This window comes from Streptomyces sp. NBC_00154, from assembly GCF_026342835.1.
GTDB lineage: Bacteria > Actinomycetota > Actinomycetes > Streptomycetales > Streptomycetaceae > Streptomyces.
The window spans coordinates 7,686,055-7,703,673 of the sequence record NZ_JAPEMI010000001.1 but is presented as its reverse complement, the minus strand read 5'-3'; the positions used below and the strand labels follow the sequence as shown (position 1 = coordinate 7,703,673).

The 17,619-nt window shown below is 66.8% G+C and carries 18 protein-coding genes and 2 pseudogenes; 13 read left to right on the top strand and 7 right to left on the bottom strand.

What is annotated here, in order from left to right; genetic code table 11:
* Positions 1–128 precede the first annotated feature (128 nt).
* From OHA03_RS34700 to OHA03_RS34690, 3 genes are all read left to right on the top strand, one after another.
* Positions 129–365 (top strand): hypothetical protein, encoded by a 237-nt coding sequence (locus OHA03_RS34700; RefSeq protein WP_267007619.1) that lies wholly within the window; start codon positions 129–131, stop codon positions 363–365.
* Between the two features lie 116 nt (positions 366–481).
* Positions 482–973 carry a GNAT family N-acetyltransferase gene (locus OHA03_RS34695; protein WP_267007618.1) on the top strand — a complete coding sequence of 164 codons (492 nt, stop codon included), beginning with the start codon at positions 482–484 and terminating at the stop codon, positions 971–973.
* Positions 974–1,020: 47 nt separating this feature from the next.
* Positions 1,021–1,788, top strand: a complete 768-nt coding sequence (locus OHA03_RS34690; protein ID WP_267007617.1) for a transposase — start codon at positions 1,021–1,023, stop codon at positions 1,786–1,788.
* A 489-nt stretch (positions 1,789–2,277) separates the two neighbouring features.
* On the opposite strand, the gene OHA03_RS34685 is transcribed toward OHA03_RS34690, so the two are convergent.
* A complete protein-coding gene (locus OHA03_RS34685; RefSeq protein WP_267007616.1) occupies positions 2,278–2,583 on the bottom strand; it encodes a hypothetical protein in 306 nt (101 codons plus the stop codon).
* A 318-nt stretch (positions 2,584–2,901) separates the two neighbouring features.
* Here OHA03_RS34685 and OHA03_RS34680 point away from each other — a divergent pair, with 318 nt between their 5' ends.
* Positions 2,902–3,753 carry an IS5 family transposase gene (locus OHA03_RS34680; protein WP_267007615.1) on the top strand — a complete coding sequence of 284 codons (852 nt, stop codon included), beginning with the start codon at positions 2,902–2,904 and terminating at the stop codon, positions 3,751–3,753.
* On the opposite strand, the gene OHA03_RS34675 is transcribed toward OHA03_RS34680, so the two are convergent.
* Positions 3,746–4,096 carry a hypothetical protein gene (locus tag OHA03_RS34675; protein ID WP_267008292.1) on the bottom strand — a complete coding sequence of 117 codons (351 nt, stop codon included), beginning with the start codon at positions 4,094–4,096 and terminating at the stop codon, positions 3,746–3,748. The genes OHA03_RS34680 and OHA03_RS34675 overlap by 8 nt on opposite strands.
* Between OHA03_RS34675 and OHA03_RS34670 the strand changes: the two are divergent.
* Positions 4,058–4,168: pseudogene (locus OHA03_RS34670) on the top strand (IS5/IS1182 family transposase); the annotation flags it as partial. The gene OHA03_RS34675 and the pseudogene OHA03_RS34670 sit on opposite strands and share 39 nt — an antisense overlap.
* A 19-nt stretch (positions 4,169–4,187) precedes the next feature.
* On the opposite strand, the gene OHA03_RS34665 reads toward OHA03_RS34670, so the two are convergent.
* The 3 genes from OHA03_RS34665 to OHA03_RS34655 all read right to left on the bottom strand — a co-directional run bounded on the left by OHA03_RS34665 (position 4,188) and on the right by OHA03_RS34655 (position 8,483).
* Entirely contained in the window at positions 4,188–4,805 is a 618-nt protein-coding gene (locus OHA03_RS34665; RefSeq protein ID WP_267007614.1) for a hypothetical protein, read from the bottom strand.
* Between the two features lie 1,114 nt (positions 4,806–5,919).
* Complete coding sequence (locus OHA03_RS34660) at positions 5,920–8,055, bottom strand: SpoIIE family protein phosphatase (RefSeq protein ID WP_267007613.1); 2,136 nt, start codon at positions 8,053–8,055, stop codon at positions 5,920–5,922.
* Between the two features lie 5 nt (positions 8,056–8,060).
* Positions 8,061–8,483 (bottom strand): hypothetical protein, encoded by a 423-nt coding sequence (locus OHA03_RS34655; protein WP_267007612.1) that lies wholly within the window; start codon positions 8,481–8,483, stop codon positions 8,061–8,063.
* Between the two features lie 179 nt (positions 8,484–8,662).
* Here OHA03_RS34655 and OHA03_RS47890 point away from each other — a divergent pair, with 179 nt between their 5' ends.
* The 5 genes and pseudogenes from OHA03_RS47890 to OHA03_RS34625 form a co-directional block, all read left to right on the top strand.
* The gene (locus tag OHA03_RS47890) at positions 8,663–9,142 is read left to right on the top strand and encodes a hypothetical protein (RefSeq protein WP_323181300.1); all 480 of its coding nucleotides are present in this window, start codon (positions 8,663–8,665) and stop codon (positions 9,140–9,142) included.
* Between the two features lie 351 nt (positions 9,143–9,493).
* Positions 9,494–10,027 carry a hypothetical protein gene (locus OHA03_RS34640; protein WP_267007611.1) on the top strand — a complete coding sequence of 178 codons (534 nt, stop codon included), beginning with the start codon at positions 9,494–9,496 and terminating at the stop codon, positions 10,025–10,027.
* Between the two features lie 34 nt (positions 10,028–10,061).
* Positions 10,062–11,090, top strand: a complete 1,029-nt coding sequence (locus OHA03_RS34635; protein ID WP_267007610.1) for a hypothetical protein — start codon at positions 10,062–10,064, stop codon at positions 11,088–11,090.
* 664 nt (positions 11,091–11,754) lie between these two features.
* The gene (locus tag OHA03_RS34630) at positions 11,755–12,999 is read left to right on the top strand and encodes a PP2C family protein-serine/threonine phosphatase (RefSeq protein ID WP_267007609.1); all 1,245 of its coding nucleotides are present in this window, start codon (positions 11,755–11,757) and stop codon (positions 12,997–12,999) included.
* 661 nt (positions 13,000–13,660) lie between these two features.
* Positions 13,661–14,040, top strand: a pseudogene (locus tag OHA03_RS34625) (ATP-binding protein); the annotation flags it as partial.
* A gap of 35 nt (positions 14,041–14,075) precedes the next feature.
* Here the strand turns inward: OHA03_RS34625 and OHA03_RS34620 are convergent.
* Positions 14,076–14,927: an IS5 family transposase gene (locus tag OHA03_RS34620; RefSeq protein WP_267007608.1), complete on the bottom strand. Its 852-nt coding sequence runs from the start codon at positions 14,925–14,927 to the stop codon at positions 14,076–14,078.
* A 188-nt stretch (positions 14,928–15,115) separates the two neighbouring features.
* On the opposite strand from OHA03_RS34620, the gene OHA03_RS34615 reads away from it, so the two are divergent.
* Entirely contained in the window at positions 15,116–15,370 is a 255-nt protein-coding gene (locus OHA03_RS34615; protein WP_267007607.1) for a helix-turn-helix domain-containing protein, read from the top strand.
* A gap of 5 nt (positions 15,371–15,375) precedes the next feature.
* Here OHA03_RS34615 and OHA03_RS34610 read toward each other — a convergent pair.
* Positions 15,376–16,628 (bottom strand): IS3 family transposase gene (locus OHA03_RS34610; protein WP_267007271.1). Its coding sequence is split into 2 segments (ribosomal slippage): positions 15,376–16,346 and positions 16,346–16,628, totalling 1,254 coding nucleotides; the frame shifts between segments, so codons are not numbered across the junction.
* Here OHA03_RS34610 and OHA03_RS34605 point away from each other — a divergent pair.
* Together OHA03_RS34605 and OHA03_RS34600 are read left to right on the top strand one after the other, a co-directional pair.
* The gene (locus tag OHA03_RS34605; protein WP_267007606.1) at positions 16,627–16,920 is read left to right on the top strand and encodes a helix-turn-helix domain-containing protein; all 294 of its coding nucleotides are present in this window, start codon (positions 16,627–16,629) and stop codon (positions 16,918–16,920) included. The genes OHA03_RS34610 and OHA03_RS34605 overlap by 2 nt on opposite strands.
* Positions 16,809–17,591: an IS630 family transposase gene (locus OHA03_RS34600; protein ID WP_267007605.1), complete on the top strand. Its 783-nt coding sequence runs from the start codon at positions 16,809–16,811 to the stop codon at positions 17,589–17,591. The genes OHA03_RS34605 and OHA03_RS34600 overlap by 112 nt, the downstream gene beginning before the upstream one ends.
* Positions 17,592–17,619 lie beyond the last annotated feature (28 nt).

Genomic DNA, 17,619 nt, shown 5'->3' with positions numbered 1-17,619 from the left:
CTGAGCGGCGCAGCGCCCGTACGAAACGCAATGGCAGGCCGTCCTCCACCATGTCGTCGCCCGCGCACAAATGACGATGTAGCCGCCCATGCCCCAGCGCTGTCAAAACTCGTGAACATCACCCGACCGTGGATCTGGGTGCCTCCCAAACCCGTGAACAACCGACGGCACTACTCGTGAATAAAGCCAGCGAAGAATGGTGGGGCATGAACGCTCGGCGCGTGAACTGGCAACGCTCCCTGAAGTCTGCCGGTGGCCAGTTCGCCGTGGTCACCCTGCTCGTCCTAGCGCTGTTCGCGTTGGTCGGCCTCGGCATCTCATATGTTCTGGGGGCCCTTTTCGGGGGCAGTTGGTTCGTTTTCTGACCACTGTGGCAGGGATGCTAAGGGCTGTCCCGTAACGATCTCCGTGGTGTGGGCTGGACGGAAACCTGTCGGTAGGACCGTGGACGGCCACGGGTGAGTCCGGGACCATGGCCTGCATGTCAACCTGGACTATCAAGGCGGAGCCTGTCATTGGCACGGATGTCGACGAGGTGACGCGTCAGTACTTCACCGAGATGGGGCGGCGGGTGCTGGGGCGTTCAGCCACAGAGGCAGAGCTTCGAGCGGTGCTTGTTGAGGACCCTCACCATGACCTCAGCCCGCCTGACGGCGAGTTTCTCGTAGCACGCAACGGTGAGGGCGAGTTCCTGGGCTGCGCAGGGTTGCGACTGCTGAGGGGTGATCCTGAGACTGCGGAGCTCAAGCGGATGTACGTGCTCCCCGCTGGGCGGGGAGCAGGATTGGGCCGCGGCCTCCTCCTCGCCGTCGAGGAATCTGCTGCGAGGCTCGGTGCCATCAGGATTGTGTGTGAGACCAACACCCAACTTACTGAGGCACGAGCTTTGTACATCAGGCACGGCTACAAGGAGACCGCGCCATACGAAGGGCATGGCAAGGCGGATCACTGGTACGCCAAGGTACTCAGCTGAAGGCCAGGAGATCGAGCTCGAGTCGGCCCCACTGAGATGATCTTGCTGTGGCTGGTGTGATCACGGCGTCTGAGCCGACTTGGATAGCCCCGTTCACCGGGCTGAGTTCGCGGGTCTTCGGGAAGTTGGTGAAGCAGCTGCGCCAAGAGAATGCCGACACCCCGGCCCGGGGGCGGCCATGGAAGCTGCCGCTGGAGGATCGCGTGCTGCTGGTAGCCGCATACTGGCGCACCAACCTCACTCTGCGACAATTGGCCCCATTGTTCGGGGTGTCAAAGTCCTCCGCAAACCGGGTCATCGACCACCTCGGCCCGAAGATCGCCCTGCGGCAGCGCAAGCGGTTCGCCAAGGACACCGTCCTCATCGTGGACGGCACCCTGGTTCCCACCCGCGACCACGCGGTCGCCGAGCAGTCCAAGAACTACCGATACTCCACCAACCACCAGGTCGTCATCGACGCCGACACCCGCCTGGTTGTCGTGGTCGGCCGTCCGCTGCCCGGCAACCGCAACGACTGCAAGGCGTGGGAGGAGTCCGGCGCGAAGGCCGCCGTGGGTAAGTCCCTGACGATGGCCGACGGCGGCTATCCGGGCACCGGGCTTCTCATGCCCCACCGCCGCACCCCGGGCGAGGAGTTGCCCGCATGGAAGCAGGAGCACAACCACTCGCACAAACAAGTCCGCGCCCGCGTCGAGCACGTCTTCGCCCGCATGAAGACCTGGAAGATCCTCCGCGACTGCCGCCTCAAGGGCGACGGCGTCCACCACGCCATGCTCGGCATCGCCCGCCTCCACAACCTCAACCTCGCCGGCTGAACACGGAGCCAGGACGCACAGAGCTGCTGTCCGGGCTCGGGAAGATCAATTACGGGACAGCCCTTAGCCGTCAGGACGTCACCCGTCTTCTGACGGAGGCGCCGTGATCCGCACACCGGCCACCACGGCCTGGTGCCACTACCGGTTGCCCGCTCGATCACCGGTTGTGCTCGCCTCCCTCGAAGCCTCGGCCGTGGTCGTCGGTGCCGTCACCGGCGCTGGCGGGGCAGCGGCGCTCGGGCTGAGGCTGGTGTCGGGGCCATTGGCCAGGCGCTGCCCCGGCGGCAGCATGCCTTCCTTCATGACTCAGCCCCATCACTTGCCTCGTCCGCGGAGGGTGGCCCGTCTCGCACTACGGGCCGGTGCCCCGCTTCCCCCCGGACCGATCGAACCTGCAGGTGTTCGGCGCCGATCGCTGTCGTTCGTGCCTGTTGGTGTCAGTCATTGATGTCAGCACTTCAGCTGGCCACTTTGGCGCTCAGCCACCCATCACGGGCCCAGCGGAGGCAGCTTGCGGCGCTTCCGGCCACCGCGGTGGAGGGTGTCGCGGTCGCACGCCACCAGAAAGAAGCCGCCAAGGCTGAACGCTGCAAAGCAGACGGCGAGGATGAAGCTGAGCGGCTGCCGGCTCCCAGACAAGGAACTGGCTGCGCGAAAGAACTGCCCCAACCCGATCGCCGTGGCGCCCCATCCCGCACGGGTGCTGGCGCGCCTGCGGTGCTGTCGCCCGACGAACCACATGCCAAGAGTCACGCAGATGAGACCACCACCGCCGAACATCACTGCACCGAACATCCCCACCTCCGCGGGAAGCGTACCGATCGCGCTAGGCACCGACCCCCTGCCCCGAGCAATGCGAATGCGTCGCTGCCGTGCGGCCAACTGTGATGCTTCGAGTGGTCAACTAGCACGCTCAGCCGCACCTGAGCTGCGGCTCGTCGCCGGTAGTGACTGGTGAGTGATCAGGCTTGATGACGTCGTCCCCACTCGGACCAGCTAAGACCGACCGGCAGTAGGTGGCGGAGCACGGTTGCGATGAGGGGTGGCAGCAGAACGGGCACAGGCCCGCGTGATCATGGAGTTCTCTACGCTCTGTGACCGCGAAGGACGACTGTGCCCGCGCTGCCATCATGCCTGCTTGAACCCGCCTGGGACCAGTTCAGGGCCCTGCTGCCCGATCAGGCCGAGTTTGACCCCGACCATCCGCTCGGCTGCCATCGACGGCGTATACCGGACCGCGTCGTCTTCGACCACGTCGTCCAAGCGCTGATCCACGGCTCCGGATACGAGCGCATCTCCTCGCCCGGATGCTCCGACCGCACGATCCGACGCCGCGTCAAGCTGTGGGCTCAGATGGGGATCTCGCAAGCGCTGCACCGGATCGCCCTGGAGGCGTACGACCGCATGATCGGCCTCGACCTCGATGAAATCTCGGTCGACGGCTGCATCACCAAGGCGCCGTGCGGCGGAGAGAAAGCGGGGCGCTCGCCCGTCGACCGGGGCAAGCAGGGACTGAAGCGCTCGGTCGCCTCCGACGCGTGCGGGGTTCCACTCGGGATCGTGTCCGCCGGGGCGAACCGGCACGACTCGCCGCTGCTCGGCCCCACCCTGGCAGCGGCCAAAGAGCAGGCCGGTGCGATGCCGGAGGCCGTCAACGTTAACCTCGACCGCGGGTACGACAGCACCAAGTCACGTGTGTTGATCGGCGAGTTGGGATTCTCGGCCGAGATCGCCCGCAAGGGCGTGCCCGCCCCGATCCAGGCCGGCAAGCGCTGGGTGGTGGAGCGCACGCACTCGTGGATGAACGACTACGGCAAGCTGCGGCGCTGCACCGAGAGGAGCGGCGATGTCGTGGACTTCTACCTCTACCTCGCCGCCGCACTCGTCACGCTCCGCATGCTCATTCGACGCTCGACGAGCCGCTACCGCTGGGACGGCCGCCCCACCACCCGACGCCTCAAGTGATCCATTTGCCGGTGGGTCTAAGGCGGTGAGCCACGGTGGACAGCAGCTGGAGCAAGCGCGATGAACACGTGGCGGACGACGGCGAGGAAGGCGTGGGCGAGCATCGCGAGAGTGACTCAGCGGGGCCAGGAGGGTAGCGGCGGACCTGGTGCTCGTCTAGTCCGGCCAGGCCCTTTCCGTCCTGGAAGGTCTCCTCCACCCGCCATCTCGACCCGGCCACGCGGACCACAGTGGCCAGGGCCACCGGGGCGAGCGACCAGCAGCGGTAGTAGGCGAGTTTGCCGGTGGTGCGGTTGCGGCAGATCAGCTCCGCATCCGCTGGGAACGACGAGCAGACATCCACGAAGCACTCCTCAAGCTCGCCTGCTGCCTGATCACCCACCGACAACTCGGCTCACTGTGTGAGCCGTTGTGAGGTCGCGGCGCCAGTCCGGTTACTTCCAGACGGTGAAGTAGTCCTTGGTGGGGAAGGTGAGTTTGAATACCATCCCGTACTCGCGACGCAGATCAGCCACGCTGGTGAAGGTCGGCTCGTGCAGACACCGCCGCACCGGCAGATCATGGGGTGTGCACGGGCGCGGCTCTTCGATCAGTTCACGCGTGTCTCTGGTGTGCACCTGGTCCCAGTTGAGAGTGATCGTGCCTGCGCTGAACAGCTCCTTCGGTTCGCCGGTCCCCGGCCCTTGCGGGTCGCCCGCCTTCCCCCGGTAGTAGTCGACGACTGTGCGCGCGTACTGGAAGTCGTGGCCGAAAGGGATGGGGGATCCGGTGCGGTCCCCTGCGGTGAGGACACCGTCGATAGTGTCGGCCACACGGCGGGGGTCGGCGCCGAAGTAGGCAGTGACGTACATCGTGCAGCGGATCTTGTACCGGTCGTCACCCGTTTGGAAGAACCACTCCTTCGCTTGCCCGCCAGCGCACGCATCCTCCAAAACGACCAGACCGAGCGTGAGCGGGGTATCGGTGTCCCAGACGGCGATGGTGTCCCGGCTCGCAGACTCGGCTTCCTGCCGTGCCTTCACTGCTTCTGGGTTGCCAGCGAGTCTGCGCACGGTCTTCTCGCTGCTCGCGCGACCGCACGCTGCGAGAGCAAGCACCAGGACGGCACTGAGAGGTAAGAAGAGGACGCGGCGTATGCGGGACCTCTGCTGTTGGCGTGGAGCTAAGGAGCCGGGCCAGGCCGCAACAGCAGAAACCAAAAGAACAGCCGGGACGAGCATCACGATCCACGAGGTGGTGGTCATGACGGCCATCATTTGTTAACTGTATGGACCACTGCTACCCGTACAGATACTCAAAGAGTCTGGGGCTGATGAGGATTCGCGAAAGTATCCCCAGGCATGCTCTTCAGCTCCCCAGTCGAGTGCATGTGCATCGACCGCTCGTCGCAGCCCGAAGGGGGCTGGCTGACGGGCGACTCCGGAGGTCTGACTCTCCGGCGCAGCTCAGCGTGGGGCTGTTGAGGGACTTCAGCGGGCCGATGGCTGGCTTTGGACCCGCCACCACCGCACAAGGGGCCATCTGGCATGACAGTCGATCACGGGACCAGGAACGTCGCGGCCTCGGCCCGCTCGGGGAAGCGCACCGGGACCAACACCGGGCACCGATGTACGCATGCCACTCCTACCAACGCGCCTCACGAAGCAGGGTCACGGTCTCGTCAACTTGAGAAGATGGCGCTGGACAAGGGCGAGTGCCTTGCTCTGCCCTGCTGCGAGGTGGTTCTCCCCGGCAAGCAGGGCTCGGATACACGGTGACCGCCCGGTCGGTGAGGTGGCGGGCGTAGCCGTTGTTCGTCGCCCGGATGCACATGCCGCCAGCCGGGTTGATGAGGATGACCTGCAGTTTCGTGTAGGCCTGGGCGTACAGGAATTGTCCGGTCGCCGCCTGGGCGCTGGTGGGTGCCAGGGTCACAGGCAGAACACCGACCATCGTGGCAAGGACGCAGGAACGACGCTTCACCACCGGCCTGGCGCCACGAAGTACCGGAAGGCGACTCACGACGCTGTGAGGATGACGCTGGCGAAAACACCTGTCCCCGGGAACGAACAGAGGTGGCGACCTGCGGAAATCGTTCACATTCCGGGGCTCGGGCAGAACTCTCACAGACGGTCATTTATGAAAGGACGCGGGATCCGGGCCACCCGCACACAGCGGGCGGAGCATTCATGGTCGGTCGGGCGTGCGGATGAGGAGCAGGGCGATGTCGTCATAGCGGGGCGCGGATTGGTTGGCGTGGCGGAGGAGGGCGTCGGCGAGGGCGTCGAGGTTCTCGGGTTCCGCTGCTGTCAGGTGGCCGGCGAGCGTGTTGGTGGAGTCGTCGATGTCGGTGCCGGGGGTTTCGATGAGTCCGTCGGTGTACAGGGCGAGGACGGCGCCGGGAGGGAGGGGGATCTCGGTGGTGGGGTAGTCGGCGTCCGGGTCGATGCCCAGCAGCAGCCCTGGCGGTACGCGGAGGGTGTCGGTATGCCCGTCGGGGTGGCGGAGCAGGGCAGGGGGGTGTCCGGCCGTGGCGAGAAGCGCGCGGTGGTGGGTGTGGTCGAGGTGGGCGATGAGGCAGCTGGCGAACAGGCCGGGGTCGAGGTCGACCAGGAGGCGGTTGGTGGAGGCGAGGACCTCGCCGGGGGAGGCGCCGGTGGTGGCGTAGGCGTGGACGGCGGTGCGGAGCTGTCCCATGAGGGCGGCGGCGGTGGTGTTGTGGCCTTGCACGTCGCCGATCACCGCGGCGGCCGTCGTGGGTGTGCAGATGATGAGGTCGTAGAAGTCGCCGCCGATGTCTATGCCGTGACCGGCTGGGCGGTAGCGGGCGACGACGTCAAAGCTGGGCAGGCGCGGCAGGGTGTGGGGCAGCAGTCCGGTCTGCAGGGAGCGGACGAGAGTGTAGTTGGCGTCATAGAGGCGGGCGCGGTCCAGGGCCTGGGCAATGAGTCCGGTGAGTGACGTGAGCATGGCCCGTTCGGCGGGCGGGAACGGGCGGGGCAGGTCGTAGGCGAGGACCAGGGAGCCGACCGGGCTCCCTGACACGATCAGGGGGAGGAAGGCCCAGGCTGCCATCCCGTCCTGGTGCACGGCAGGAGGGTAGGCCCTCTTGAGGTCGGCGAAGGTGGTGAAGAAGCTGGCCACACCGGTGGTGATGACACGCGCGGCGGGGGTGTCGGAGGTCAGGGGCGCCGCGTCGAAGCGGTCCATCAGTTCCAGGCTGTAGCCGCGGTAGCCGGTGATCCGCAGCCGTCCGTCCTTCACGGCGAGTAGAGCCAGCGCCTTCGGGCCGAAGGCCGGCACGATCTGGTCGGCGGCAAGCTCGACCACGTCCTGCACGCTGGCGGCCTCGGCAAGGGCGGTGGCGAGGTGCGTGAGGTGGTACAGCCCCGTCGCGCCGACGAGCCCAACGGGGGAAGGGGCCGCGGCCTCTTCCGTCGTGGCAGTCGGGTCCCCGCCGGTGAGGGTGATGTGGACGCTGATGCCGCTGTCGTGCGGATAGAGCCGGAAGGACAGCCGGATGTCGGGTGGACGGCTGGCGGTGAAGGAGGTGGTCTGCTGGCAGACCACCGCCTCCCGGTATCGATCTTCGAACACCGGGTCGTACAGCCACCCAAGTACCTCCCATGGGCGCTTGCCCAGCAGGGAGGCGGCATCGGCACCGACCAGTTCGGCGCCGGCGGGGTTGATGTAGATGAGCCGGCCGTCCAGGTCGAGCGCGCAGCAGCCCACCGGCAGCCGCTCAGTACAGTCCAGGGCGGCCATGGCCTGGGCCGAGTCGGCCTCGGGGGAGTGCAGCGCAGGCAGCAGACGGGGCTCGTCGGCGGGCCCCAGCGGACGGCCGCTGGCGGCGGCCTGTTGCAGGAGCGGGGCCGCGCGCCGGCAGCAGGCGGTGATCGTCTCCTGCTCGGCCGCACTGAGCTGCGCCGGGTGCGAGACGGGCCACAGCAACACGATGCCGCCCCACACGGTGGTGCCGTCGGTGACCGGGGCTGCGGCGACCCTGAAGTCATACGGCAGGACGATGCTGATCCGGGGGTAGCGGCGGGCGATCTCCTCCTGGCTACCCAGCCAGACCAGGCGCCGCTGGCGCACGGCGTCCGCCACCGGGATCGCCGCATCAACGGGAACACGGGCCCAGGGAGCGGCGATCTCCCGGGACATCCCGGAAGCCAACACCAGCCGCAGCACCCGCTCCCCCGGCGGCAGCAGAAACACCAGCCCCACCGATGCGCCGGTATCCCGCATGACGTCGGCCAGGACCGCATCCAGCAGCCCCTCTCCGGAGCCATTGGCATCTGCGGGGACCGCGGGACCCGGCACGGCCGTCACCCGCCCCGGCCGACAGGCGCGGCACTGCGGCTGCGCCCGAAGCGGCTTCGGGCCGCCTCGGCGCTGATCCCCAGCCCCGCACCGATCTGCGCCCAGCTTGCCCCGGCCTGCCGATCCGCCAGCACCGCCGCGCGGACCAGCTGTCCAGCCAGATCAGACACCTGGGCCACGGCAGCGCAGTTCCATCCCACAGGCGAACCCGGTGGTGGCGGCACTACGGGCAGCCGCACGACGCGTGAGACCTGCAGCAGCAGGACCTCACCGACCGCGGCCACCCCTTTCCGCGCGGGCGCTGCCTCCCGCCAACGGCGCCGGGCCCGCCAGGCCGCCTGCCGGTGCGCCGGCCCGCAGTACCGGCGCTCGCGGCCCGCAGCCTCCGGCAGCCGCGCACCGCACCAGTCACACCTCACGTCACCCATATACGGACAATATGCCCGCCCCTCTGTGACGGCACCCCGTCCCGACCTCATGGGAGGGACGTAGCAGCGCATCCGCTACTCCGCCGCAGCGTCGTCCAGACCTCGGCCGGGCCGGGCCGCCCCCGGCGGGCCGGTAGCGTGCTCCGACGACGACTCCGGGCGACCGCCTGGTGTTCCACGTGTTCGCCGCATGCGCGGAGTTCATCCGGGAACTGATCGTGCAGGGCACCCACGAGAGCCTGGCCGCAGCGCGGGCCCGCGGGAAGCGTATCGGCCGGCCGGCCGCCCGCCATGGCGGAGCAACAGGTGCGGCACGCTCGCGCTCTGCTGACGGCCCCGGAGAACACGATCACGTCGATTGCCCGGACGAGGTGGGCGTGAAAACTGGCTGTGCGGCCCCAGAAAGCCGCAGCGGCAGTCAGTGCGAAGGCTGCAGCGAAAGGCTCCGATGCCTCACACGGGGCGTCGTGGCCCGCCAGCAGTACATCGCGCGGGAGGGGAAGCACGTGGTCGGAAGGGGCCACGTCGAAGAACTCCCCGACGGCACGACAGTGCGGTCGGGCGTGTTTCTGAGTAACCAAAAAAGTCGGCGGGACCGGCTCACCGATGACCAGCTCGCGCAGCTCGCCGCACTCGGGCTGGAGTGGGCTTCAGTCTGAAGGTGGATTGTTTGAGCTGACCGATGCCTCAAGCAGTTTGTCGTGAGGGCCCAAGGCTTCCTGGCCGAGCCGCACGTCCGGCCACATGGTGCGGCCCTGAGCCAGTACGGCTGCACAGAAGGCACCCAACCAGCACTTCAGGTCTGGTTACTTCAGTCTGATTAGCGATAGTCCGCTCACTGACCGGGCTCCTGCCCAGCTGATGGAACTATAGGGAAAAACCATTCAGAAGAGGAAATGGCGGCCGATCTGATGAAAACAGGCAAGAAAGCGATCTTGATTGCGATCTTTTGCCGATAGCAGGCGGGAGGTGACTTACACCTGCACCTGACCCCCGATTTGAGGATCAAGATGCGCAGAAGTATCGCGGCCGCTTCGCTCGTAGTCGGCCTGGTGGCGGCTCTGTCCGTTCCCCTACCGGCTTCGGCCGATCAGAGCGGAACCACGCCGGTGACGCTCTCGATCACCACCGGCACCATCGACATCACTGTGCCGACGGGGCCGGTGAGCCTGGGCACCGTTGCCGCCAGCAGCACCCCCCAGACGGTCAGCGCACAGCTGGGGAACGTCACCGTGGCAGACAACCGGGGTGGTACGACCGGCTGGGTCGTCACCGCGAACGGAACCGACTTCACGGGACCGCAGAGCATCTCGGTCTCCGCCCCCGGCTCCAGCAGCTACAGCACGCCGTCCGCCACGGTCACCGGCAACGCCATCGTCAACGCCAGCAACCTGGACCCCCTGTACCCGCCAGGCCCTGTCCAGACCGCCACCAGCGTGTCCGGGATCAACACCGCCGTGTGGAACCCGACCATCTCCGTCACCATCCCCGCGGACGCACTGGCCGGCACCTACAGCTCGACGATCACCCACTCCGTGGCCTGACCCACACACCGAAAACACTGGGGGGATCTCCACCTTGCGCAGCTTCGTCCTGGCTCTGGTGGCCGCGGCACTCATCGCGGCCACCGGCGCCGCCTCACCTGCGACCAACACAGCGGCCGCGCCGGCACGTTCGTCGGACTTCGGCCAGGGAAGCGTCGGCGTACGCCTCGTCGACATCCCGGCCGACCTGGCCGACGATCCACGAGCACGGCACTACATCATCGACAACCTGACGCCGGGCACGACCGTGCACCGCCGCATCGAAGTACTGAACACCACTGACTCCACCCTGCACGTCGAGGTGTATCCGGCCGCCGCCACCATCACCCACGGCGCGTTCGTAGGAGCAGCCGGCAGGAAGCGGAACGAACTCTCGTCCTGGACAAAGCTGCGACGCAGGACGCTCGATGTTCCCGCCCACGACACCCTCCGCGACACCGTGACAATCAAGGTGCCCAGGGACGCGGCGCCCGGCGAGCGCTATGCCGTGATCTGGGCTCAAGTCAGGGGCGATCGAGGTGGTGGTATCGCCCTGGTGAGCCGCACCGGCATCCGGATGTATCTCTCAGTCGGCGGCCACAACCCCCCAGCCCCGAACTTCACCGCGCACACCATGACAGCTCAACGCGGCCCGGACGGCCACGCGATCGTGCGCGCCCAGATCATCAACACCGGCGGCCGCGCCTTGGACCTGTCCGGCACCCTGAAACTCGCCTCGGTGTCCGGAAGCCTGAGCGCAGGCCCCTACCAGGTACAACTGGGCACCAGCCTGGCACCCCACCAGTCCGAGCCCGTGATCATTCCCGTAACCGACGACGTCGCCGACGGCCCCTGGCGCGCCACCCTTGAACTCAGAAGCGGACTGCTCGTCAAGAAGTTCCACGCGAAGATCAAATTCCCGCACACCCACGGCATCGCCCCAGCAGCCGCGGTGGACGCCGAAACGTCCGGCGGTGGCGCACTCAAGGGGCTGATCGCGGGGATCCTCCTGCTGGGCACCGCCCTCCTGATCATCACCAACCGCATCCGCCGCCGCCACGACAGACGAACAGCTGCCGCGTAACAACCTCCCGGGCCAGCACGCCCTGCAGGAACAGCTCGACTGGACCGGTCCCAGGGCATGGCCCGGCGTGGCCGGACACGTTCCCGGCTCTGGTGACCACACGACGCGATCTGCTGGGCACGTCCGGGTAACCCACCTACAACACCCCTCAGTTCGTCGGTAGAACCGTCTCCGTGGGACCGATCCGAGGACCGACGGAAGTACCGGAAGTATCAGCGCTGATTGGGAGGTGTGGCCGTCGCCAGGAGACCCGGCGACGGCCATCCGCCCCGTGACCCGCCGACAGGTCACGGGGCCTTCCCGATGCGAGCACCGGGGAACACAGGCTGAATCGACCCAGCCTGTGCAGGCTCCGCGTACCCCGACGTGTCGTGTCCATGTGCGAACGTTCGAAAGGCATTCGGTCGGGTGCGGTCAGGAGGCAGGCCAGATCGCCTTGCCTGCACCGGGGTGCCGCCCTTGCGGCAACCTCACTGACTCAGCCTCAGCCCGATACCGATCCCGTTTGCACTGGTGGAGTGATTCACCGGCCACGGAAGCCCTCACAGCCTGTGAGTCAGCTGTCGGCGGCGATGATCAGGGGAGCGAATTTCTGGGGCGATGGTCGATGTCTCACGAAGGTGAACGATTGCGGCCGGTCAGGCCAGAAGGGGCGGCTGCGGCTGTGGAGGAACGTGAGCGGCGGCCCGGCAGGAAGGTGGTGGACCGGTCGGAGGGGTTCGGTGAGCGGCTCCTCGGTCTGCTGTTGGACCGTGCGCATGAGATGCCGCCGCAGTTGATCGCTCCGATGATCGCGGAAGAGGTGGCCAGCATCGGTGGCCGCGAGGTCTCGATCCTCCTGCAGGACTACGGGCGCGAACTGCTGGTGCCCCTGCCGGGCCAGAGACTCCTTGTCGGCAAGCCCGAGGAGATCGCTGATTCTCCGGCCGGTACGGCGTTCCTGCGGGCCACCCCCGTCGAGGTCGGGCAGGCGGACGGCGTGCGGATGTATCTGCCGTTGCTGGACGGCAGCGACGAGGTGGGAGTGCTGGCCCTGACCCTGGACGCCGTCGATGACGACGACCGGCGGCTGCTGCGCCGGCTCGCCAGTCTGGTCGCGGACATTCTGGTCACCAAGCATGCCTACACCGACCGGTTCTTCCAGGCCCGCCGCCGTGAACCGATGAGTGTGGCCGCGGAAATGCAGTGGTCCCTGTTGCCGCCGCTGACGTTGTCCGTGCCGCAGGTCGCGGTGGGCGGGGCCGTCGATCCTTCGTATGACATCGCCGGCGACAGCTTCGACTACGCCCTCAACGACAACATCCTGCACGCGGCCGTGATCGACGCGATGGGCCACGGTCTGGACTCCGCCACCATGGCGACCCTCGCCATCGGCGCCTACCGGCATGCCAGACGCGCCGGCATCGGCCTGGCCGAGAAGTACCGGTATATGGACCAGGCCATCGCCGAACAGTTCGGGGCCGACCACTTCGGCACCGCGCAGATGATGGAACTGGACATCACCACCGGCCTGTTCCAATGGGTCAACGCGGGCCACCCCGTACCGCTACTGATCCGGGAGAAGCAGGTGGTGCGCCAGCTGGAAGGTCCGATCACTTTGCCGGTCGGCCTCGGCGGTACATGCCCCTCCCTCAACGAGCTCCAGCTCCAGCGTGGCGACAAGGTGCTGTGCTACACCGACGGGGTGATCGAAGAGCGGGACGCAAACGGACAACCCTTCGGTGAGGAAAAGCTCATCGGTTGCGTCAACCGACTCGAACACCGGGAAGGAGGAATGCGGGCCGAGGCACTCCGGCTCTCCCAGGCCCTGAAACAGGAACGCGGCGGGTCCACCAGTGACGACGCAACCGTCTTCCTGATCGAATGGCGCGGGAACCCCGCCGACCACCCCGCCGCCCTGCAGCACTGAAACTTAGGCATTGCGCACAGCCTGCTCGACGTCGTTGCGATCAAGGCCCTCATTCTTCGCAGACTGCGTGATCGCGTCCTGCAGATCGCGCTCAAGATCACGCCACGCCCGCCATGCCGTCTCGTAGGTCGTCGTCTGCGCCTCACTCCACGGCTCAGTCGCCGGCGGTCCCCCACAGGTGGTCGAAAGACTCGCGTCTGACGCGCTCGGTCAAGGCACCTGCACCTGCGCTCAGGTGATCCAAGCGTCCCTAGCGGAACACCCTTCTCTGCATGTGGTGGATCGAGACCGTGCTCAGCGGGGTCCGGATGCCGAGAGTGAACCCAACCGTGGAGAGGTGGGTGCGAACGTACCGACGGGAACTACTGGACCGCACACTGATCCGGAACCAGCGCCATCTCCTGTACGCCCTACGGGACGAGCACCGGCCGTACCAGGGCATCGCGAACGCCCGACCGCTACACCCCTTGCCCGCGGCGATCAACGATCCAGGGCAGATCGCCCGCAGGTTCACAGTGCCGTCCCCAGCCGGGTGGCCGCGAGGTCGGTCGCGGTCGCGAGCGTCGTCCGACCGGCACGATCAGCGTTTGTGAGAATCTCGGCGAGCGCAGCGCCGATGTCGTGCACCCGATCGATCGCCTGGCCGTGCCCGATGCCCTCGACCTCGCGCGCGATGAAGGGCTACCGCGTCCGCTACACGCTCGCCACGAAGCTGGTGAACGAGCTGGTCGAAGCGGCCAACGAGAAGCAGCTGAACAAGAGCATCGCCCGCTACGGCCGCGTCGACCTCCTCTGCATCGACGAACTCGGCTACATGGAACTCGACCGCCACGGCGCCGAACTTCTCTTCCAGGTCCTGACCGAACGCGAGGAGAAGCCTCCAACGAGTCCTTCGGCGGCTGGACCAAGACCTTCACCGACCCCCGCCTCTGCGCAGCCATCGTCGACCGCCTCACGTTCAACAGCACCATCATCGAGACCGGCACCGATTCCTACCGACTCGCCAGCACCCGAGCCCGAGCCGAAGCCGAGGCCAGCTAGTAGCGTGTCGCTGCTTAGACCGACCGGCAAATGGATCACTTGAGGCGTCGGGTGGTGGGGCGGCCGTCCCAGCGGTAGCGGCTCGTCGAGCGTCGAATGAGCATGCGGAGCGTGACGAGTACGGCGGCGAGGTGGAGATAGAAGTCCACGACCATGCCGTTTTTCTCGGTGCAGCGCCGCAGCTTGCCGTAGGCGTTCATCCAGGAATGCGTGCGCTCCACCACCCAGCGTTTGCCGGCCTGGATCGGCGCCGGGATGCCCTTGCGGGCGATCTCAGCCGTGAGGCCCAACTCGGCCAGCAGGGCACGGGACTTGGCGCTGTCGTAGCCGCGGTCCAGGTTGACGTTGACGCACTCGGGCATCGCCCCGACTTGGGTGCGGGCGGCCGCCAAAGTCGGGCCGAGCAGGGGCGAATCGTGTCGGTTGGCTCCGTCGGAGACGATGCCGAGCGGAACGCCGCAGGCATCGGAGGCGACCGAGCGCTTGAGCCCCTGCTTGCCCCGGTCCACCGGTGAGCGGCCCGCTTTCTCGCCGCCGGACGGCGCCTTGGTGATGCAGCCGTCGACCGACATCTCGGCCAGACCCAGGCCGACCATGCGGTCGTACGCTTCCAGCGCCAAGGCATGTACTCGTTGTGCTATCCCCAGCTCAGCCCACTGTTTGACGCGTCGTCGGATGGTGCGGTCGGAGCACCCGGGACTCGCAATCCGCTCGTACCCCGAACCGTGGACCAGAGCCAGCACGACGTGCTCGAACACGACACGGTCCGACACCCGGCGGCGGTGACACCCGAGCGGATGGCTCGCCGAGAACGCCTCCCGCACCGGCAGGAGAGCAGCGAACTGGTCCCACAGGGGGTCGAGCAGGCAAAATGGCACCGCAGGCACGGGTCCTCCGCGTGATCACTGAGCGTCGAGAACTCCATGATCACGCAGGGCCCGTGCCTGTCTCGTTTCCGGGACCGTCAGCCAACGAGCGACGTAGCCATTTGCCGGTCGGTCTTAGTTATGGCATGTCTGGTTGGGAGGCTGGCGTCTGATGGGTTCCTTCCCTTTTGCCAGACAGGACTGTCGTCATGGGTTCGCAGAAGAAGCGACCGGTCAGGTTGACCGCGCAGGATCGTGAGGAGTTGGTCAGGGTGACCACGACGGGTGTTCGTGGGGCCTCGATGATCATGCGTGCGCGGGTGCTGCTTGCATTGGATATCTCGGTGGGTGACGTGGATTCCAAGGAGGTGATCGCGGCCCGGCTCGGCGTCTCCGGTGAGACGTTACGGCTGGTTGCCAAGCGCTTCGCCGAGACCGGTGGTGAACCGCCCCGGGTTCGGTAGAGAGCTCAGATAGCGGTTGTGACCTGGGGTTTCGTGGTCGCGAGGTAGTAGTTGTTCTCGTACTCGACGGGCGGGACGTGGCCTATTTCACCGTGGAGGCGCCGGTGGCAGTACCAGTCGACCCATTCGGCGGTGGCCAGCTCGACCTGGGAGAGCGTCTTCCAGGGCCGTTGCGGCTTGATCAACTCGGTTTTGTAGAGACCGATGGTCGATTCCATCAGGGCGTTGTCCAGTGCGTCCCCGACGGAACCGATGCTCGCCGCGAGACCGGCGGCATCCAGGTGCTCGGCGAGACGGAAACTCGTGTATTGCGACCCGGCATCGGAGTGATGGATCAACTCGCCGTGCGTATACGGGTGTTGGTCGCGGTCGCGTTGCCACAGTGCCATCTCCAGCGCGTCCAGGACGAGCTGGGTCTCCTTCGATGTGGAGGCGGACCAGCCCACGATGCGACGTGAAAAGGTATCCACGACGAAGGCGACGTAGACGACGCCCGCCCAGGTCGCCACGTGGGTGAAGTCCGCGACCCAGGTGCGGTTGGGCGCCTCGGCGACGAAGTCGCGCTCGACGCGGTCCGGTGCCCGCTCGGCCTTCTCGTCCGGGATCGTGGTGATGACCCTCTTGCCGCGCACCGCGCCGGCGATGTTCAGCTCGCGCATCAGCCGCTCGACCGCGCAGCGGGCCACCGGGATGTCCTGGCGGTTCAGCTCGCGCCAGATCTTCCTCGCCCCGTAGACGCGGTAGTTGGACGCGTAGATCTCCTTGATCTTCTCTTTCAGCCCGGCGTCGCGCACGGTCCTCGCGGACGGCTCGGCCAGCCGCTTGTGGTGGGCGTAGTAGGTGGAAGGGGCGATCTTGCAATCGTGCTCGGTGAGCACGCGGCAGATCGGCTCGACACCGCCGAAGCGGGCCCGGTGCTCGTCGATGAACGCTACGAGCGTGTGTGTGGCCGGTCGAGCTCGGCCGCGAAGAAACTTGCCGCGGCTTTCAAGATGTCGTTCGCGCGGCGGAGTTCGGCGTTCTCCTTCTTCAGGGCCTTCATCGCCGCGGACTCCTCCGACGTCGTGCCGGGCCGCCGACCGGAGTCGATCTCGTCCTGCTTGACCCAGTTCCGCAGGGTCTCGGCCGAGCCGATGCCGAGTTTCTGGGCGACCGTCTTCAGCGCGGCCGACTCGTTCGGGTAATCACCGCGGACCTCGGCGACCATGCGGACCGCTCGTTTGCGCAGCTCAAGGGGATAGGAGGAGGGGCGTGCCATGACTCAATCCTTACATGGAATCGAGTCTCTATTCGAACCGGGGCGGTTCAGTGGCGATGTTCACGCCACGATCGCGCGGAAGAGGCGTGACCTCCCGCCGGTGCCCTCGCCGGTGACCGGCGAGGTCGAAGCCCGGCTGATCGCGATGGCGTGCTCACAGCCACCCCAGGGCTATACCCGGTGGTCGCTGCGGCTGCTGGAGAAGCACGTCGCGCTGGTCGAGGACATCCCCGATCTGGACCACTCCACCATCGGGCGGGTCTTAAAAAAACGCAACTGCGTCCTCATCTGAGAAAGTGCTGGACCATCCCACCACGAGCGAACGCGGAGTTCGCGGCCCGGATGGAAGACGTGCTGGCCATCTATGCCCGGCCCTACGATCCGGCACGTCCCGTGGTGTGCATGGACGAGAAGCCCTACCAGCTCCTCGCCGATGCCCGCGACCCGCTCCCGGCCCGCCCTGGTCACGACGCCTGCCAGGACAGCGAGTACATCCGCTGCGGCACGTGCTCGATCTTCGTGTGGGTCGAACCCCTGCGCGGATGGCGTCGAGTCCAGGCGCTGTCCCAGCGGACCCGGATCGACTGGGCCGGCCAGGTCAAGCAGCTGCTGAGCGTGGATTACCCCGACGTCGAATCCGTGGTGCTGGTGATGGACAACCTCAACACCCACGGCATCGCCTCGCTCTACGAGGCATTCGAACCAGAAGAGGCATTCGCCCTGGCCCAACGCCTCGAGATCCACCACACGCCCAAGCACGGGTCATGGCTCAACATCGCCGAGATCGAACTCTCCGCGCTGACCCGGCAATGCCTCGACCGCCGGATCAGCAACCTCGACAACCTCAACACCGAACTCTCGGCCTGGCAGAACGCCACCAACACCGACCAACGTCAGGTCGACTGGCAGTTCACCACCCACGACGCACGCATCAAACTGCGCCACCTCTATCCCAAAAATTAGCCGCGGCGGTCTACTAGTGTCCTGCGCC

Bases quoted from the DNA above. Each gene is read 5' to 3' on its own strand.
- OHA03_RS34605 (WP_267007606.1), top strand. From the start codon at position 16,627: ATGACTCAATCCTTACATGGAATCGAGTCTCTATTCGAACCGGGGCGG.
- OHA03_RS34615 (WP_267007607.1), top strand. From the start codon at position 15,116: ATGGGTTCGCAGAAGAAGCGACCGGTCAGGTTGACCGCGCAGGATCGT.
- OHA03_RS34695 (WP_267007618.1), top strand. From the start codon at position 482: ATGTCAACCTGGACTATCAAGGCGGAGCCTGTCATTGGCACGGATGTC.
- OHA03_RS34685 (WP_267007616.1), bottom strand. From the start codon at position 2,583: ATGTTCGGTGCAGTGATGTTCGGCGGTGGTGGTCTCATCTGCGTGACT.
- OHA03_RS34655 (WP_267007612.1), bottom strand. From the start codon at position 8,483: ATGGGTGACGTGAGGTGTGACTGGTGCGGTGCGCGGCTGCCGGAGGCT.
- OHA03_RS34640 (WP_267007611.1), top strand. From the start codon at position 9,494: ATGCGCAGAAGTATCGCGGCCGCTTCGCTCGTAGTCGGCCTGGTGGCG.